Source organism: Bacillus oleivorans, from assembly GCF_900207585.1.
In the GTDB taxonomy this organism is placed as follows: Bacteria; Bacillota; Bacilli; order Bacillales; family JC228; genus Bacillus_BF; species Bacillus_BF oleivorans.
Window position 1 is genome coordinate 138,682 of the sequence record NZ_OAOP01000008.1, and the last position, 13,978, is coordinate 152,659.

A 13,978-nucleotide genomic window follows, 5' to 3' on the forward strand; every position below is an offset into this window, starting at 1 on the left:
AAAGTCTATTGAAAGGGCTCAAACCATGAAGCCGCACTCTCTTGAACTGTTTCTGCTACCTCTTCAGGAGACATCTCTCCTAAATACATACCTTGGAGCTGAGTTTCTAATGTAACTTTAGTTGAAGGATTTCCTCCAGCAAAATGTACAAGTATTAAGTAAGGTATTGGCGAATTTTCAACCGCCTGGCTTAAACTATTCACAAGTTCATCAGTTGATTCTATACCTGGGATCGCACTAATCATTTTAAATTCTTCTGTAAAAAGGGTTCCAAATTCTTCAGTTGTCAAAAATTCAAGGAAAATTTTCGCTTCCTCAATATGATCTGAGTTTGCATTAATCGCAAAAGATCCATCAACCCATGTTGTAACAGTTGGTTCATTACCGATTGCGGATGGCATTGGGAAGAAGCCAAAATCAAGATCCGGATTCATACTTCGCAAAACTTCAATTTCCCAGCTTCCCATCGGGAACATGGCTGCCTTTTCCGTAAAGAAAAGGGTGCGAATATCTTCCATCCCTAGTCCCTCGTAATTATCAGGGAAGTATTTCTTTAATTCATCCATGGCTTTAATCGAAGCGACAAATTCATCACTTGTAAAATCCTTTTCTCCCGCTGTTAGGCTTTGTATAAATGCATCATCATAAAATGCTGGGCCAATCATTCCGTGAGCAGCAGATAGCAGCCAGCCCTCTTTTGTACCTAAAGCTATTGGTGTAATGCCTTCACTTAAAAGCGTTTCATTTAATTCAATAAATTCATCCCAAGTACTAGGTTCTTTCAAACCCAACTCTTCGAATATTTTTTTATTGTAGAACATTTGAGTCGTACTAATATTTAAAGGAACCCCGTATTGTTTCCCATCTGAACCTCGTGAAGCTTGTAAAGCAGCATCAGGATACACGTCTAATCCTTCTAAATCATCTAACGGCACTAAATAGCCTGCATCAGCTAATTCAATTCCTGGTGCATACGGTCTTAAATGAAAGATATCCGGTCCTTCCCCGCCTTGAAGGGCAGTATTTAAAATCGTATTGTATTCGGTATTCTTAGATGGACTATACACAATTTCAATATTCGGATACTGTTCATTAAACTTATCAATTACTTTCTGATACAAAGCTGTATCCTCTGTACGCCAGCTCCCCATTGTAAGGGTTACCTTTTCACTATCATTCTCTCCATCTGTATTTTCAGAGGAGCATGCAGATAAAAGTAAACCTAAAAGGATCAGAAATAACCCCAAACCCCAAATTTTCCCCATCCTGTTCAATGTCACCCGACCTCCTAAATAGTTTTTTATAATTTTCTCCTTTTGATATGCAAGGAGTAATTATCTCTGCAAATTCTATGATTTGAAATCAACATTTGTAGCCAAGTTAACCGAAAAAAATTAAATGTATTTCAAATAGATCAATCTGAGATAAAACTTTTATAAGCATTACAATGACAAAGGATATTAAGCAGGCAAATGAATGACCTTTTTTTAGGTGAAAAAATGTAATTCTATGAAACTGGGTTTTATTTATAAAATTATTTTTTTACTATTTTTCTTACATTTTTTAAAATTATATTTCATCATCTCAAAGCTTATTCATTGCAAGAAATCATGCCATCAACTTTCAGCTTGTACGATATTGTTTCGGCAAGAAAAAAGAAAATCCTTTAAAAAATTTAAATCGTTTTTTTCATCACATGGAACCTTCTTGTGATATGAAATTCTGTTTTCAAGTAAAGCTGGCCAGCTGCACTTTTCTCACCAGTCCATAAGAACCACGCTCCATGGAGACCTTCTGCTCTCATGTACTTTAAGCACTCATTCAACAATATTTTCCCTAATCCTTTTCCTTGCTGATCTGGGTCGACACCAAAGGGTCCAAATCGGTCTGGGACTCCCTCGTAGCCCCCGTATATACAGAAACCGACCACTTTTTCCTGGTCCCGTGCCACTAATATTCTCTCCAAAGGCAGCCCCTGCAGCACGCCTTCACGAATCGCCCGGCCCCAGTCCGGGTTGAATTTTTCGTTGGCAAATGTAATGACTTCATATAAATCTTTATCCTCAGCAAGGGAGAATGAGTATCCTTCTTTGATTCTTTGATTCTTCAGTTCTCGTACGGCTTCAGGTATGTGAAACCCTACAATGTTCCGGTCCATCGCAACTGGCGAATAAAGCTTTTGGAAGCCGAGTTTTTGTAAAAACTCATAAGCCTCAGGATAGGTATCTTCATCTATGCCGGGAAGGATATAGTTAGGGGCGTAGGAAGAAAAAAATACTGAGTTTCTTCCCTCCTCCTTTAAAAATTCTAATGCTTCATTCATAAGATGTCTGCCAACACCAGACTGTCTGCTGCTTTTGTCTACAAAGAAAAAGGGAATCCAGCCATTTTCAGGTTCTAAATCAGTGCCATACATGGGAAGCAAACGGCGAACCGCATATACACACCCTACTAGCTTTTCATTTTCAAAAGCGAGGCACAGTCCTTTTGGGTCAAAGTTTGCATCTAGCAATACTAAGTTTCGAAATCTTTTCGGAGTAATAGGGTCTTTTATTAAACATTCATTCCATAAGCTTACGATTTGTTTTTCATCACCGGACTGATAGAAACGGTATGTAATCATTCGTCCATCTCCTATGCATGATTTTTTGCAATCTGAATGGCTTGCCGGACAAAACCTTTTGCCTCTTCGATCGCCTCTTTCGCCTTTTCGAATGACGTCCCTGATTTAATCATAACAATAGCAGGTTTAACCTGATTATTTGACTTTGCTAATATTTGGCCAGCTTCTTCTATTGAAACACCAGTTATAGTACTAACTATTTGTTTGGCACGCTGCTCTAATTTTTTATTACTCACATGAAGATCTACCATTAGATTTTCATAAACTTTACCTACTTTAATCATGCTCGAGGTTGAGATCATATTTAAAATCATCTTATGGGCAGATGCGGCTTTCATTCTAGTTGAGCCAGTAATAACTTCTGGACCAGTTTCTACTTCAATTTTAATATCAGCATATTGGCTAATTAATGAAGATTTATTACTCGTTAAACTTATCGCCTTAGCTCCCAGCTTCTTTGCATATTTTAATGCTCCAGTGACATAAGGGGTTCTTCCGCTTGCAGCGATACCGATTACGACATCCAGCTCAGTTAGATTCCTCTCTTCCAGATCAATAGCACCTTGATCTTCCCGATCCTCTGCCCCTTCCTTTGCCTTTTCCATCGCAACACTGCCGCCAGCCATAACAGCCTGAACTAACCATGAAGGAGTACTGTATGTAGGCGGGCACTCAACTGCATCCAAAATTCCGATGCGACCGCTTGTTCCTGCACCAACGTAGAAAAGCTTCCCGCCATTTTTTAAGGACTCATAAACTGCATCAACTGCTTCAGCAATCTTAGGTAACGCTTCCTTAACAGCCAGTGCCACCTTCTGATCCTCTTCATTGATCACTGTCAGCATTTCGATCGTCGACATGTTATCAATATTCATTGTTCGTTTGTTTCGCATTTCGGTTGTTAAATTAAAAATATTATCCATTTCTTTACCTTCCTATTTATATATAAGATAAGGATCTCTTTGCTTTTGAAATAGTTCAGACTGCTCTTCACAGTTCTCCAGGAAATCACTCGTTTTACCGCTTACAAGCAATTTCTTTAATGATTTCGTCCCGCTCAAAAGATCAAACATATACCTTCCATTCTGATGCTGTACAATCTGAAACTCTTGATTGTACATCTCGGCTATTGTCTCTAACAGATACAATCCCGCTTTAAGAGAATGAAGATTATGTCTATCAACAATGTGAAGCTGTACCCCTCCGCATATTTGATCTTTATACTTTTGATAAACAGGAATAAACGAGGTTGGGCGCGCCAAAACACCAGGTATTTTTCTCCCGTTAAATGCCTTTGCTAATCGATATCCATCAATGAATGGGGCTCCAACGTATTCAAATGGTTTCGTTGTTCCACGGCCTTCGGAAAGGTTAGTTCCTTCTACTAAACAAGTACCAGGATATAAAATACTCATATCTATTCCAGTTGAATTTGGAGAAGGAGGGACCCAAAAAAACTTAGTTTCATCAAAATACATGCTCCTTTTCCAGCCTTCCATATGAACAACCGTTAATTCACAGTTCAATCCAAACTCATGCTTGAATAATAGGGCCATCTCTCCGACGGTCATTCCGTGCCGGTTAGGAATGGGATACAGCCCGACAAAGGAACGGACATCCTCCTCTACTAAATTCCCTTCAACACTAGAACCAGAAATGGGATTAGGACGGTCCAAAACCACAAAGTGCTTTCCATATTCAGCACATGCCTCCATCATATAGGCCATCGTATATATAAAGGTATAATAACGCGCCCCAATATCCTGCAAATCAAATACAATCACATCAACCGGCTCGAGCATTTCTTTGGTAGGTTTTTTCGTTGTCCCATATAAACTATAAACAGAAAGACCTGTATAAGGGTCAGTAGATGATTCAACTTTTTCTCCTTCTTTTGCGTCTCCCCTAATCCCATGCTCCGGACCGTAAAGAGCCACTAATTCAATATCGGGGTGTTCATAAAATAGATCAATAGTCGGAACCAGCCTTCCATTTACTCCAGTCATATTCGTAACAAGGCCGATCCTTTTACCAGTAAATAGTTTATACTGTTTTTCTATGAAACTATCTAAACCTAGCCTCATTCCATCACCTCCACAAGATTTAATATATTATACTGGGAAGCCTGGTATTTCTTTCCCTCTTCGGATATTAAATCCTTCTGGATATTTTAATGTTTGTGCATAGGTTGTTCGATTTAAGCACCCTCTTGTAATACCAAGTGCCTGATAATAGTCATAATATCGAAATGATTTAGAATTCATTACGAACCAATATTTTGAAATGGCCTCTAGGTAAGTATCGAATTCTTCTGTCACATCGATATAAATATCAGGATCATAATTTGGATCCTCCCAGTTTTCACTATGTAGAAACGCTCTCATGCCGTGAGGTTCTAACCCATCCATCTCAAAACCCGGTAATGCTGACTTTAACCATGCAGCTTCAATAATTTTTGGGCATGCGGCATGGTCAGGATGAATACTGTCGGTCCAATGAGTTATAACAAGATTTGGCTTTAATTGTCTAATTAGCTTGGCAACAGTTGCAATTGTTTCATCATTAATTTTTAATTCCGCATCTTTATAATCCAGTGTGATAGTTTCAGCGCCAATTATTTTTGCGGCTTCCTCAGATTCCTTTATCTTTTGCTTCCGATATTCTTCGACTGAAAGATGAGGCGGATTTCCTTTTTCACCTGCAGTTAAATGTAGAAACGTAACTTTATGTCCAGCTTTGGCATATTTGTGTGCAATTGCACCTGCTGCTAATTCCATATCCCCACAATGAGCACCAACAAGCATGATATGCTGTTTTGACATGGAAGCGTCCTCCTTTATATTTTTAGGTATTGATGGAAAAAAAGAGAGAACAGATCATTCTCTCTTTTTTCAAGATTAATTATTCCTTCACCCCGCCAAGCGTCAAACCTTTTACAAAATGACGCTGGAAGAGAATAAATACGATAATCATAGGAATCGCAGCAATCGCAGCTCCGCTCATAAGGAGCTTAAAACTGACTAGATTTGCGTCCTGTAATGATTTTAATCCGACTGGTAATGTATATAGATCAGCTTCGCTTAAAACGATAATCGGCCATAAGAAAGAGTTCCACACATTCATAAATGTAAAGATTCCAAGTGCAGCCATTCCTGGCTTGGCCAAAGGAACTACAATTTTCCAAAATGTCCTCCATTCACCTGCGCCATCAATCTTGGCCGCATCTAATAACTCATCCGGAATGGAATACATGAACTGTCGCATTAAAAAGACACCAAATACCATCGATAAGTCTGGAAGAATCAGGGCCCAGTGTGTATCCATCAGTCCAAGATCACGGACCTTGATAAACATCGGGACTAATGTAACTTGTCCAGGAATCATCATCGTCGAAATAATAATCCAGAAGATCAGATTCCTTCCAGGAAACCTTTTTTTTGCCAAAACATAACCGGCCATTGAATCAAAGAGTAAAATTCCAAGCGTAACAATGACAGCAATATAAATACTATTAAAAAACCACAATCCCATATTGTTTTTATTAAATAGTGTTTCAAAGCCTTCAAATGTGTTATCAATAATAGAAGACATGATATCCCTGTGGTATTGTGCTTGTTCCATATCCCCATTTGCTTCTGCATCCCGAGCCTTCTTCCAATGTTCAAAATACTCTGGAATCCCCATTGGATACATTTTTGGCGGATTCGAATCCACATAAGAAACTTGCCGTTCTAATTCTTCATCTTGATAACTGCTAAGCTGTAACGATGTACTGAATACCCAATATAGAGGCAAGAGGGAAACAATTGCAAATATTGTTAAGAGAAAGTAGGCAATCGTTTTATTAATCCTTTTTAATCCTGTAGATGACTTCATTTGTTTCCCTCCTATTCGTCATGCCGCAATACGCGGAACTGGATGATTGAGAAGAACAAAATAATTACAAAAAGCACAACCGATTGAGCAGAAGCTAACCCAAACTCGAAATCCCTAAATCCTGTTTTGTAGATTAAGTGTACTAGGGTTTCGGTCGCACTACCTGGTCCGCCGCCTGTCATCATTATTATTTGAGTGAATACTTGAAATGAACCAATCGTGCTTAATAACACTAAATAAAGTGTTGATGGTTTCAAAAGTGGCAGAGTGATACGTATCCATTTCTGAAATGCATTTGCCCCATCGATCGTAGCAGCTTCATAAAGTGATTCTGAAATCGATCCCATTGATGCCAAATAGAAGATAATACCGACACCAAAAGGTATTAATATTTGCATGAGAATGATTGCCCATAATGCACTATTAGACTGGCCAAGCCAGTTTATAGGCTCTCCGCCAAACCAGCCGATCACATAGTTAAAAAGACCAAACTCATAGTTATACATCCAGCGCCAAACCATCGCAATGATGACTCCTGAGGCAACGGTTGGCAGATAAAAGGCTGCTCGAAAGAAACTTTGCGCAACTCTCCCTAGAGAATGGATTAAGGTGGCAATAACGAGTGCACTGATTACGTTAAATGGAACCGTTACGAGAGTATACACAAATGTATTGCGGAGTGCTATTCCGAACGCTTTACTTTCAAAGACCTTGACGTAGTTATCAAGCCCTACAAATACACTGCCAAAAATTTTATATTCTTGGAATGAGAGTAAGAAAGCCCAAACTACTGGAATGGCAATAAATGTCGTAAATAGCACAAGCTTTGGCAATAAGAATAGATAAGCTGGATAATTTTTTTTCATATCCCGTAAGGTCTTTTTCGTTTTTCTTTTAAGTTCGAACCATCTACTATTCTTTGATTCTTTTATTGGAAGATTTTTTTGTACGGGTATCACAGTTGGGCCCCCAATCATCATGAAATTGGCAGACTAAAGCCGACAGCTCTAGTCCACCAATTCATTTCATACTAAACGATTATTCTAATAATTCTTGAACAAGAGCTTCCGCATCCTTCATGGCTTGTTCGGCTGTTTTCTCGCCATTGAAGACTAGCTGTAATTCAGTTTGGATTGCTTCGTCAATTTTCTTCCATTCTGGATGCCTAGGTAACATCACAACTTGTGTAGACATTTCTTGAGCCCGTGCCATTTCAGGATTGTCTGCATAAGGATCCATTTCTGCAGCACTGACCCGTGCAGGGAAGATCCCATATTCTTGCGCCATTCTGAATTGTTCGTCAGTTGTCGAAATAGACTTCATGAATTCAGCTACCATTGCTTTCTTACCTTCATCCTCTTGGTGGAACATTGTCCATCCGCCAACTCCTCCGATTGTTACAGGCTCACCTGTAGAACCAGTTGGATAGTTAGCTACCATAAAGTTAGTTGGAAAAGCAGTTTGCGCAGATGTAATCGCCCAAGTGGCCCATGGTTCCATCGCAACCGTACGCTGTTCTGCATTAGCCCATGCTTGGAAGGTTCCTCCTACGTCAGCTCCACCCATTGATACTGGTGCTGCTTCATTTACAAGTTTAAGATCAGCTAGAGCTTGCATTGCTTCGACAGCCTCTGGCTCATCAAATGTAAACTCAGAAAGGTCATCACTTAAAGGCTGACCGCCATTCATGTAGAAGAAAGGCCATGCTTCATAATAACCAGGCAGGATATACGTAGAGAATCCATAGACATCAATTGTTCCATCGCCATCACGGTCGAACGTTAATTTTTCAGCAGCATCAACAAACTCTTCCCATGTCCATTCGCCGTTTTCTGGCGGTGTAACTCCAGCCTCTTCAAATAAATCAAGGTTAAGCAGCATTGCATGGACCGTCATAGAGTTAGGAATGCCGTATAACTTTCCGTCAAATGTATAAGCATCTATAGCGTTTGGATAAAAATCAGCTAATTCCTCTTCAGTGAAGAAATCACCAATTGGTTCTATAACCCCTTGTTCAATATGATCAATACTTACAGCACTTCCGCTGATATCAACAGGTGCAATGTCAGGCCATGCTTGACCGGCAATCGAAACTCCTAATTTATCTGGGAGTTCAGCCCAAGGAACTTGTACAAGTTCAATCTCAACACCTTCATGTTCAGCTTCAAATTCTTCAATTTTTTCTTCAATCCAGAAAAATTTGTTTTCATCTGGATCATCTGCTTTAGCCCAGCGAGGACCATCCCAAATTGTAATTGTACCTGTCCAGTCCTCAAGCTTTTCATCATTCCCTTCACTATCTTCGCCCTCATTACTGCATGCGGCTAAAAAACCCAGCCCCAAAACAAGGACAAGCATTAAACTCATCGTTTTAAGCTTCATTTTCATACATTTTTCCCCCTTAAAGTAAGTATTTCGTTGAAAAATAGAGTTTCATAAATAAATAGACTTATAAAAAAGCTCTCTCCCCCCTTCAAGCTTTTTCTACCAAGCAATTTTCCCCATCACAACTGGTCGCTTTGCTCCAGTTGCAGCAGGCAGATTATTTGGTTTTTTGTAATAGCATTGGTACCCTAATAATGCAAAAACGATTGCTTCTTTAGCATCTGAAGGTATACCTTGTACCTCAGTTCCATGTATTTCAACTTCCATTGGAAGATGAAAGCTAATTCGTGACAGGAGTGTACGGTTGAATCGTCCTCCCCCGCTAATTAAAACCTCTTTTATATTTCCAGATTTAATGTAGGACTGAATGTCTTGGGCAATGGTGACAGCAGTTAATTCTGTTATAGTGGCAATCCTATCAACATGGCTGATCCCTTTCACGTGAGCCTGCTCCCATAACTTCTTGGCATACTCAGTTCCAAATAATTCTCTGCCTGTACTTTTTGGCGGAGCGAGCTTAAAATAAGCATGCTGCAGGAGCTCTTCTAACCACTTTTGGTTAATCGTTCCTTTAGCAGCCAAAGAACCATCTTTGTCATAATCTAGCGCCCCATTTGTCGCCCAATTGGTAAAGGCATCAATAATCATGTTTCCCGGGCCTGTATCAAAGGCAACTACATCTTCTGGCGCCGGATTTTGCGGAAGTACAGTGATATTTGAAATTCCGCCAATATTAACGAGAACACGGCCAAACTTCTTCTCTTTAAAAAGAAGATAATCTGCATATGGGACTAATGGTGCACCCTGCCCTCCAGCAGCCATATCCCGTGTTCTAAAGTCTCCAACCGTCATTATCCCTGTTCTCTCGGCAATCACTCCAATATCTCCAATTTGTAAGGTAGATGTAATCGATTCGCCTGCGATTGAAACTGCTGAAGGCTGGTGATAGACTGTTTGCCCGTGTGAGCTAATCAGTAAAACTTCCTCCCGTTTGATCCCGGATTGTTCAATCACTTTTAGGGCAGCACAAGAAAATAGTTCACCCAAAAGAAAATTCATATTAGATAAGTCTTCTAACCTAGAAATCTCAGGATCACATAGCTGTAAGAGTTTATCCTTCATTTCCTTCGTATAAGGTAAAGTTGAAAACTGAACGGGTGTTATATTGATGCTGTCATCTTGGCTGGTAATTTTGATAAGTGCAGCATCGATCCCGTCTAACGAAGTCCCCGACATTAGTCCGACTACATAATGGCTTGAGGCGGTTGGCATCTTTAATCCCCCCTTTCTCCATTACCCATTATGAATAATAGGGTAATGTTACTGGCAGCTTCCCTTTCACATTTGTTTGGCCAAAAATCGCGGCGGCAGCTGTTTTTAGTGCCGGATAGGTAAATTCATAGGTGCAGATATAGGCAGGAATCGTTGGAAAATAAGCCAAATCATACGGGCTTCTTGTAGCTATTACAACGACTCGATTTCCTTCTTTTTCTAATGCCTTTACTAAACTGACCTGCTGATCATCCGCTTGCACTGTTAATGTTCCAACCACTACCGTGTCGAAATCCTTCGCAGTTAAAACGGCGTTTTGAATTTCCTCGTCTGTTGGCGGATTCGAAAGTCTTATTACCTGAGCAGCAGGCTGAATATCCCGAATTGCATCACCTAATGCCAGATTCAAATATTTTTTATCTTCAACCTGCAATCTTGTGTTATTTTCAGGGAAAACAACTAAAACCCGATGTTCTTCATTTAGCGGCAGCGGTAAAATGTTTCCTTCATTTTTAACGACTGTTACGCCTTGCCGAAAGACTTCTAGAGCTTCTAATTCGTGGTGCAGACTTCCTACTTCAGGTGAAACTTCAATCTTATCCAGATTTATCGGATCCCAGCTTAAGTATTTTTCCTTTAATTTCATCACCCGACCGTAAGCTTCATCAACAGTTGCCTCTGTGATTTCTCCTGATTTAATTGCTTCCAAAATTTCTTTTAATGTTTCAAAATGACGGGTATGAAGATGAGAGACCATAATGAGGTCGACACCTGCTTTAATAGCCTCTACTCCTCCGCGTGCCGTTCCGATTGTTTCGGAAATAGCATTCATTTCCATACAATCGGTCGTAACGACTCCATTAAATCCGAGCTTTTCTCGTAAAAGTCCCTTAATCACTTTTTTCGATAAGGTAGCTGGTACATTTTCGGCTGATTCAATCGCAGGAAAATAAACATGAGCACTCATGACAGTGTCGGCGCCGTGATTGATACAGTCAGCAAATGGCTTTAATTCTACTTTTTCTAACCGCTCCATCGAATGCGAAATCACAGGAAGATCTAAATGAGAATCAACGTTTGTATCCCCATGGCCAGGGAAATGCTTTAATGTCGTAATAACACCTGCATCCTGCATCCCTTTCATCGCTTGCTGACCAAATAATGATACCTTCTCTGGAGACTCACCAAATGAACGAACCCCGATTACCGGGTTGTCCGGATTATTATTTACATCCAAAACAGGCGCCAAATTCCAGTTAATTCCCAACGCTTTTAATTCTCTTCCTGTTAGAGCCCCGATTGCATAGGCATTCTCGGGATGATCCGTCGCGCCTAACAGCATCGCGCCGGGAAATATCGTTGTTCCTTCACCCAGACGCCGAACAACCCCATTTTCTTGATCGATACAAATTAGAAGCGGATGACTATGACCTGCATTTTTAGCTTCACGCTGCAGTTCAGTCGTCAGTTTCAATACCTCTTCAGGTGTACCGATGTTTCTCCCAAAGAGTATTACTCCTCCGACATGATGCTCCCGGATTAACTTTTTAATCTCAGGTGATGCTGTTTTCCCTTTAAATCCAAATACCATCAGCTGTCCGACTTTTTTTTGTATATCAGTAAGTCCCATTATCATGTCCCCTTTTACGTTCAAAAAAATTAAATACTCGTTCGAATAATATTATGCAGACGCGGACGCAATCTTAATATTGGGTCCTTCCGGCCATAATGAACTCGGTTAGTCAATAAAATAACGTGCAGCTTAATCTCTGGGTCAAACCATATACTTGTTCCTGTAAAACCAGTGTGACCATATGAACGATTTGAGAAGAAATCGCCACAAGAAGAATAGGTCGGACTTTTTAAGATCCAGCCAAGCCCCCTAAATTCACTGTCAAAGGGTGTGAAATTTTTTCTTGATAATTCAACCGCTTCTTCTGAAATAATTCGCTTCCCCTGAAAAACGCCGTTACTTTCAATCATAGCGGCAAAATTAGCTAAATCATTAACTGTCGAAAATAAACCTGCATGACCGCTGATGCCACCCATGCTTTCTGTATTATCATCATGAACAATTCCCTTTTTATAATCTTTTAGTTTCTCACTATACTCTGTTGCTGCATACCGATTTTCATTAAAGGCTGGATTAAATCCAGTTTCCGTCATTTGCAGGGGTTCAAAAATTTGCTTTTTGACATATTGTTCAAATCTGTCCCCTGTTATTTTTTCAATGACCTGATATAAAGTAATAATTCCCAGATCACTATAAATGACTCGTTCCCCGATTGGCGCAACGAGCTCTTGCTTATTAATCCGGTCAACAATTTGTTCTGTCGTTAAGGATTCAAGAAAATATTCTTTATGTGCCGGCAAACCTGACGTGTGGGTGAGCAAATGTCGGATTGTAATCGAGTCTTTACCATTTTTTCCGAAATCATGGAGAAAATAAGCAACACGATCATCTAGTCTTATTTGCCCAGTTTCTAATAGCTTTAAAGTAACAGGTAAAGATGCCACTACTTTTGTTAACGAAGCCAGGTCAAAAACAGTATCGATTTCCAAAGGCTGTTTTTCTGGAAAAACTACCCGATGACCAATTGCTTCTTGTAAGATCACCTGATCTTGATAGGAAACATGAATAACCGCACCGGGGATCGCTTCAAGTTCAATTTCTTTTTGTAAAAAGGCGAGCACTTTATCTTTCAATTCAATTCCCCCCTGGTTTTCGTACCAAATAAGTATTTCTATAGACTTTTTGTATATTGGGCATATGATTTCCAAGGCTTAAATCCTAGTTTTCCATAAAATTCGACTAATCCGGTCCAATCAATAACAATATGTTTAATATCACGTTGCCTTAAAAAGTGGATGGCAGCCTGAACAATCGCAAGTCCATATCCATTTTTCCGTTGATTACGATCTATGCCTAGCGGTCCGATCCCACCTAATTCTTCTTCAAACAAAGGTGACCAGTATACGTTTTGTGCAATAAAAGGGGATTTGGCATCGTTGATTCGGCAGAAGCCGATTATTTTTCCGTTTTTCTTCGCTACAACGAATTCACGGCCAATTCCGCCTTTATTAAAATAATGAATCGCTTCGTATTCCCACCTTCCGGGAAAGCAGCGATGAAGAAAATCTAGTAAATCTGTCTTTTCATCGCTGCATAACAAGGAAAACGCAACATCTTCAAAGTTTGGTACTGGAACACTTTCATGATCGGAATAGTGGCATATTACATCGAATTCATTGCCCATGTATGTATAGCCCCGGTCCTCAAACCAGCTTTTTAGGACTTTATACTCATTGGGAATCCCAGGGAAGTAATGCCAAGGATCTCTGCCAAGGTGAAGCGTTTTGATTCCATTATTCTTTAATAGCTCTTCTGCTTTTTTTAGTAATTTGGAGCCAATTCCTTGGTTCCGGTAAGCAGAATCGACCAATAATACTTGGATCCAGCCAACTTCAGGATTCATAGGAATATCTAAATCCTCTTGCCATTTTTTCGCTATGACAAAACCTATTACCTTTTCATCCTCATTAAGGGCAATCCAGGAGCCACCAAAGGTTACATTGTGATCAAGAAAGCTATTTTGTCTCAATAATTCTTTTCTTAAGGGGAATTGATTGCCTATTTCCTGATTCCATAACCGAAGAACATCATCTAGATGTTCTTTATTCCAAGAAATAAACTCCATTTTTCCATCCCCCTCCCCATTTTTCTCCATCAATACTAGGAAAATAGCATGACGTTATTTTTAGAAAATTCTTTATATACTATATTAATCCATAGGTTCTATATTTTAAAGTTTTTTCAGTTAA

General features: G+C 39.7%; 12 protein-coding genes. All 12 read right to left on the reverse strand.

The genetic code is table 11. The features are described from left to right. Window positions 1-5 precede the first annotated feature (5 nt). The 12 genes from CRO56_RS16765 to CRO56_RS16820 all read right to left on the reverse strand — a co-directional run bounded on the left by CRO56_RS16765 (window position 6) and on the right by CRO56_RS16820 (window position 13,854). Window positions 6-1,265: an ABC transporter substrate-binding protein gene (locus tag CRO56_RS16765; protein WP_097159859.1), complete on the reverse strand. Its 1,260-nt coding sequence runs from the start codon at window positions 1,263-1,265 to the stop codon at window positions 6-8. Window positions 1,266-1,675: 410 nt separating this feature from the next. Beyond that, window positions 1,676-2,623 (reverse strand): GNAT family N-acetyltransferase, encoded by a 948-nt coding sequence (locus CRO56_RS16770; protein ID WP_097159779.1) that lies wholly within the window; start codon window positions 2,621-2,623, stop codon window positions 1,676-1,678. Between the two features lie 11 nt (window positions 2,624-2,634). Next, a complete protein-coding gene (gene murQ / locus CRO56_RS16775; RefSeq protein ID WP_097159780.1) occupies window positions 2,635-3,546 on the reverse strand; it encodes an N-acetylmuramic acid 6-phosphate etherase in 912 nt (303 codons plus the stop codon). A gap of 12 nt (window positions 3,547-3,558) precedes the next feature. After that, on the reverse strand, window positions 3,559-4,707 hold the full coding sequence (locus CRO56_RS16780; protein ID WP_097159781.1) for an exo-beta-N-acetylmuramidase NamZ family protein: 1,149 nt from the start codon (window positions 4,705-4,707) through the stop codon (window positions 3,559-3,561). A 27-nt stretch (window positions 4,708-4,734) separates the two neighbouring features. Continuing rightward, complete coding sequence (locus CRO56_RS16785; RefSeq protein WP_097159782.1) at window positions 4,735-5,445, reverse strand: PIG-L deacetylase family protein; 711 nt, start codon at window positions 5,443-5,445, stop codon at window positions 4,735-4,737. Window positions 5,446-5,524: 79 nt separating this feature from the next. Continuing rightward, on the reverse strand, window positions 5,525-6,499 hold the full coding sequence (locus tag CRO56_RS16790) for a carbohydrate ABC transporter permease (protein ID WP_097159783.1): 975 nt from the start codon (window positions 6,497-6,499) through the stop codon (window positions 5,525-5,527). Between the two features lie 11 nt (window positions 6,500-6,510). Then, the gene (locus CRO56_RS16795; RefSeq protein WP_245855943.1) at window positions 6,511-7,458 is read right to left on the reverse strand and encodes a carbohydrate ABC transporter permease; all 948 of its coding nucleotides are present in this window, start codon (window positions 7,456-7,458) and stop codon (window positions 6,511-6,513) included. Between the two features lie 79 nt (window positions 7,459-7,537). After that, entirely contained in the window at window positions 7,538-8,887 is a 1,350-nt protein-coding gene (locus CRO56_RS16800) for an extracellular solute-binding protein (RefSeq protein ID WP_097159784.1), read from the reverse strand. 96 nt (window positions 8,888-8,983) lie between these two features. Continuing rightward, window positions 8,984-10,156 (reverse strand): anhydro-N-acetylmuramic acid kinase, encoded by a 1,173-nt coding sequence (locus tag CRO56_RS16805; RefSeq protein ID WP_097159785.1) that lies wholly within the window; start codon window positions 10,154-10,156, stop codon window positions 8,984-8,986. Between the two features lie 28 nt (window positions 10,157-10,184). After that, window positions 10,185-11,786 (reverse strand): beta-N-acetylhexosaminidase, encoded by a 1,602-nt coding sequence (gene nagZ, locus CRO56_RS16810; RefSeq protein ID WP_097159786.1) that lies wholly within the window; start codon window positions 11,784-11,786, stop codon window positions 10,185-10,187. A gap of 29 nt (window positions 11,787-11,815) precedes the next feature. Beyond that, a complete protein-coding gene (locus CRO56_RS16815; protein WP_097159787.1) occupies window positions 11,816-12,862 on the reverse strand; it encodes a serine hydrolase domain-containing protein in 1,047 nt (348 codons plus the stop codon). 38 nt (window positions 12,863-12,900) lie between these two features. Further along, window positions 12,901-13,854 (reverse strand): GNAT family N-acetyltransferase, encoded by a 954-nt coding sequence (locus CRO56_RS16820; protein WP_097159788.1) that lies wholly within the window; start codon window positions 13,852-13,854, stop codon window positions 12,901-12,903. Window positions 13,855-13,978: the final 124 nt, after the last annotated feature.

Bases quoted from the DNA above. Each gene is read 5' to 3' on its own strand.
- CRO56_RS16820 (WP_097159788.1), bottom strand. From the start codon at position 13,854: ATGGAGTTTATTTCTTGGAATAAAGAACATCTAGATGATGTTCTTCGG.
- murQ (WP_097159780.1), bottom strand. From the start codon at position 3,546: ATGGATAATATTTTTAATTTAACAACCGAAATGCGAAACAAACGAACA.
- CRO56_RS16805 (WP_097159785.1), bottom strand. From the start codon at position 10,156: ATGCCAACCGCCTCAAGCCATTATGTAGTCGGACTAATGTCGGGGACT.
- CRO56_RS16780 (WP_097159781.1), bottom strand. From the start codon at position 4,707: ATGAGGCTAGGTTTAGATAGTTTCATAGAAAAACAGTATAAACTATTT.
- CRO56_RS16770 (WP_097159779.1), bottom strand. From the start codon at position 2,623: ATGATTACATACCGTTTCTATCAGTCCGGTGATGAAAAACAAATCGTA.
- nagZ (WP_097159786.1), bottom strand. From the start codon at position 11,786: ATGGGACTTACTGATATACAAAAAAAAGTCGGACAGCTGATGGTATTT.
- CRO56_RS16785 (WP_097159782.1), bottom strand. From the start codon at position 5,445: ATGTCAAAACAGCATATCATGCTTGTTGGTGCTCATTGTGGGGATATG.
- CRO56_RS16765 (WP_097159859.1), bottom strand. From the start codon at position 1,265: ATGGGGAAAATTTGGGGTTTGGGGTTATTTCTGATCCTTTTAGGTTTA.
- CRO56_RS16790 (WP_097159783.1), bottom strand. From the start codon at position 6,499: ATGAAGTCATCTACAGGATTAAAAAGGATTAATAAAACGATTGCCTAC.
- CRO56_RS16800 (WP_097159784.1), bottom strand. From the start codon at position 8,887: ATGAAAATGAAGCTTAAAACGATGAGTTTAATGCTTGTCCTTGTTTTG.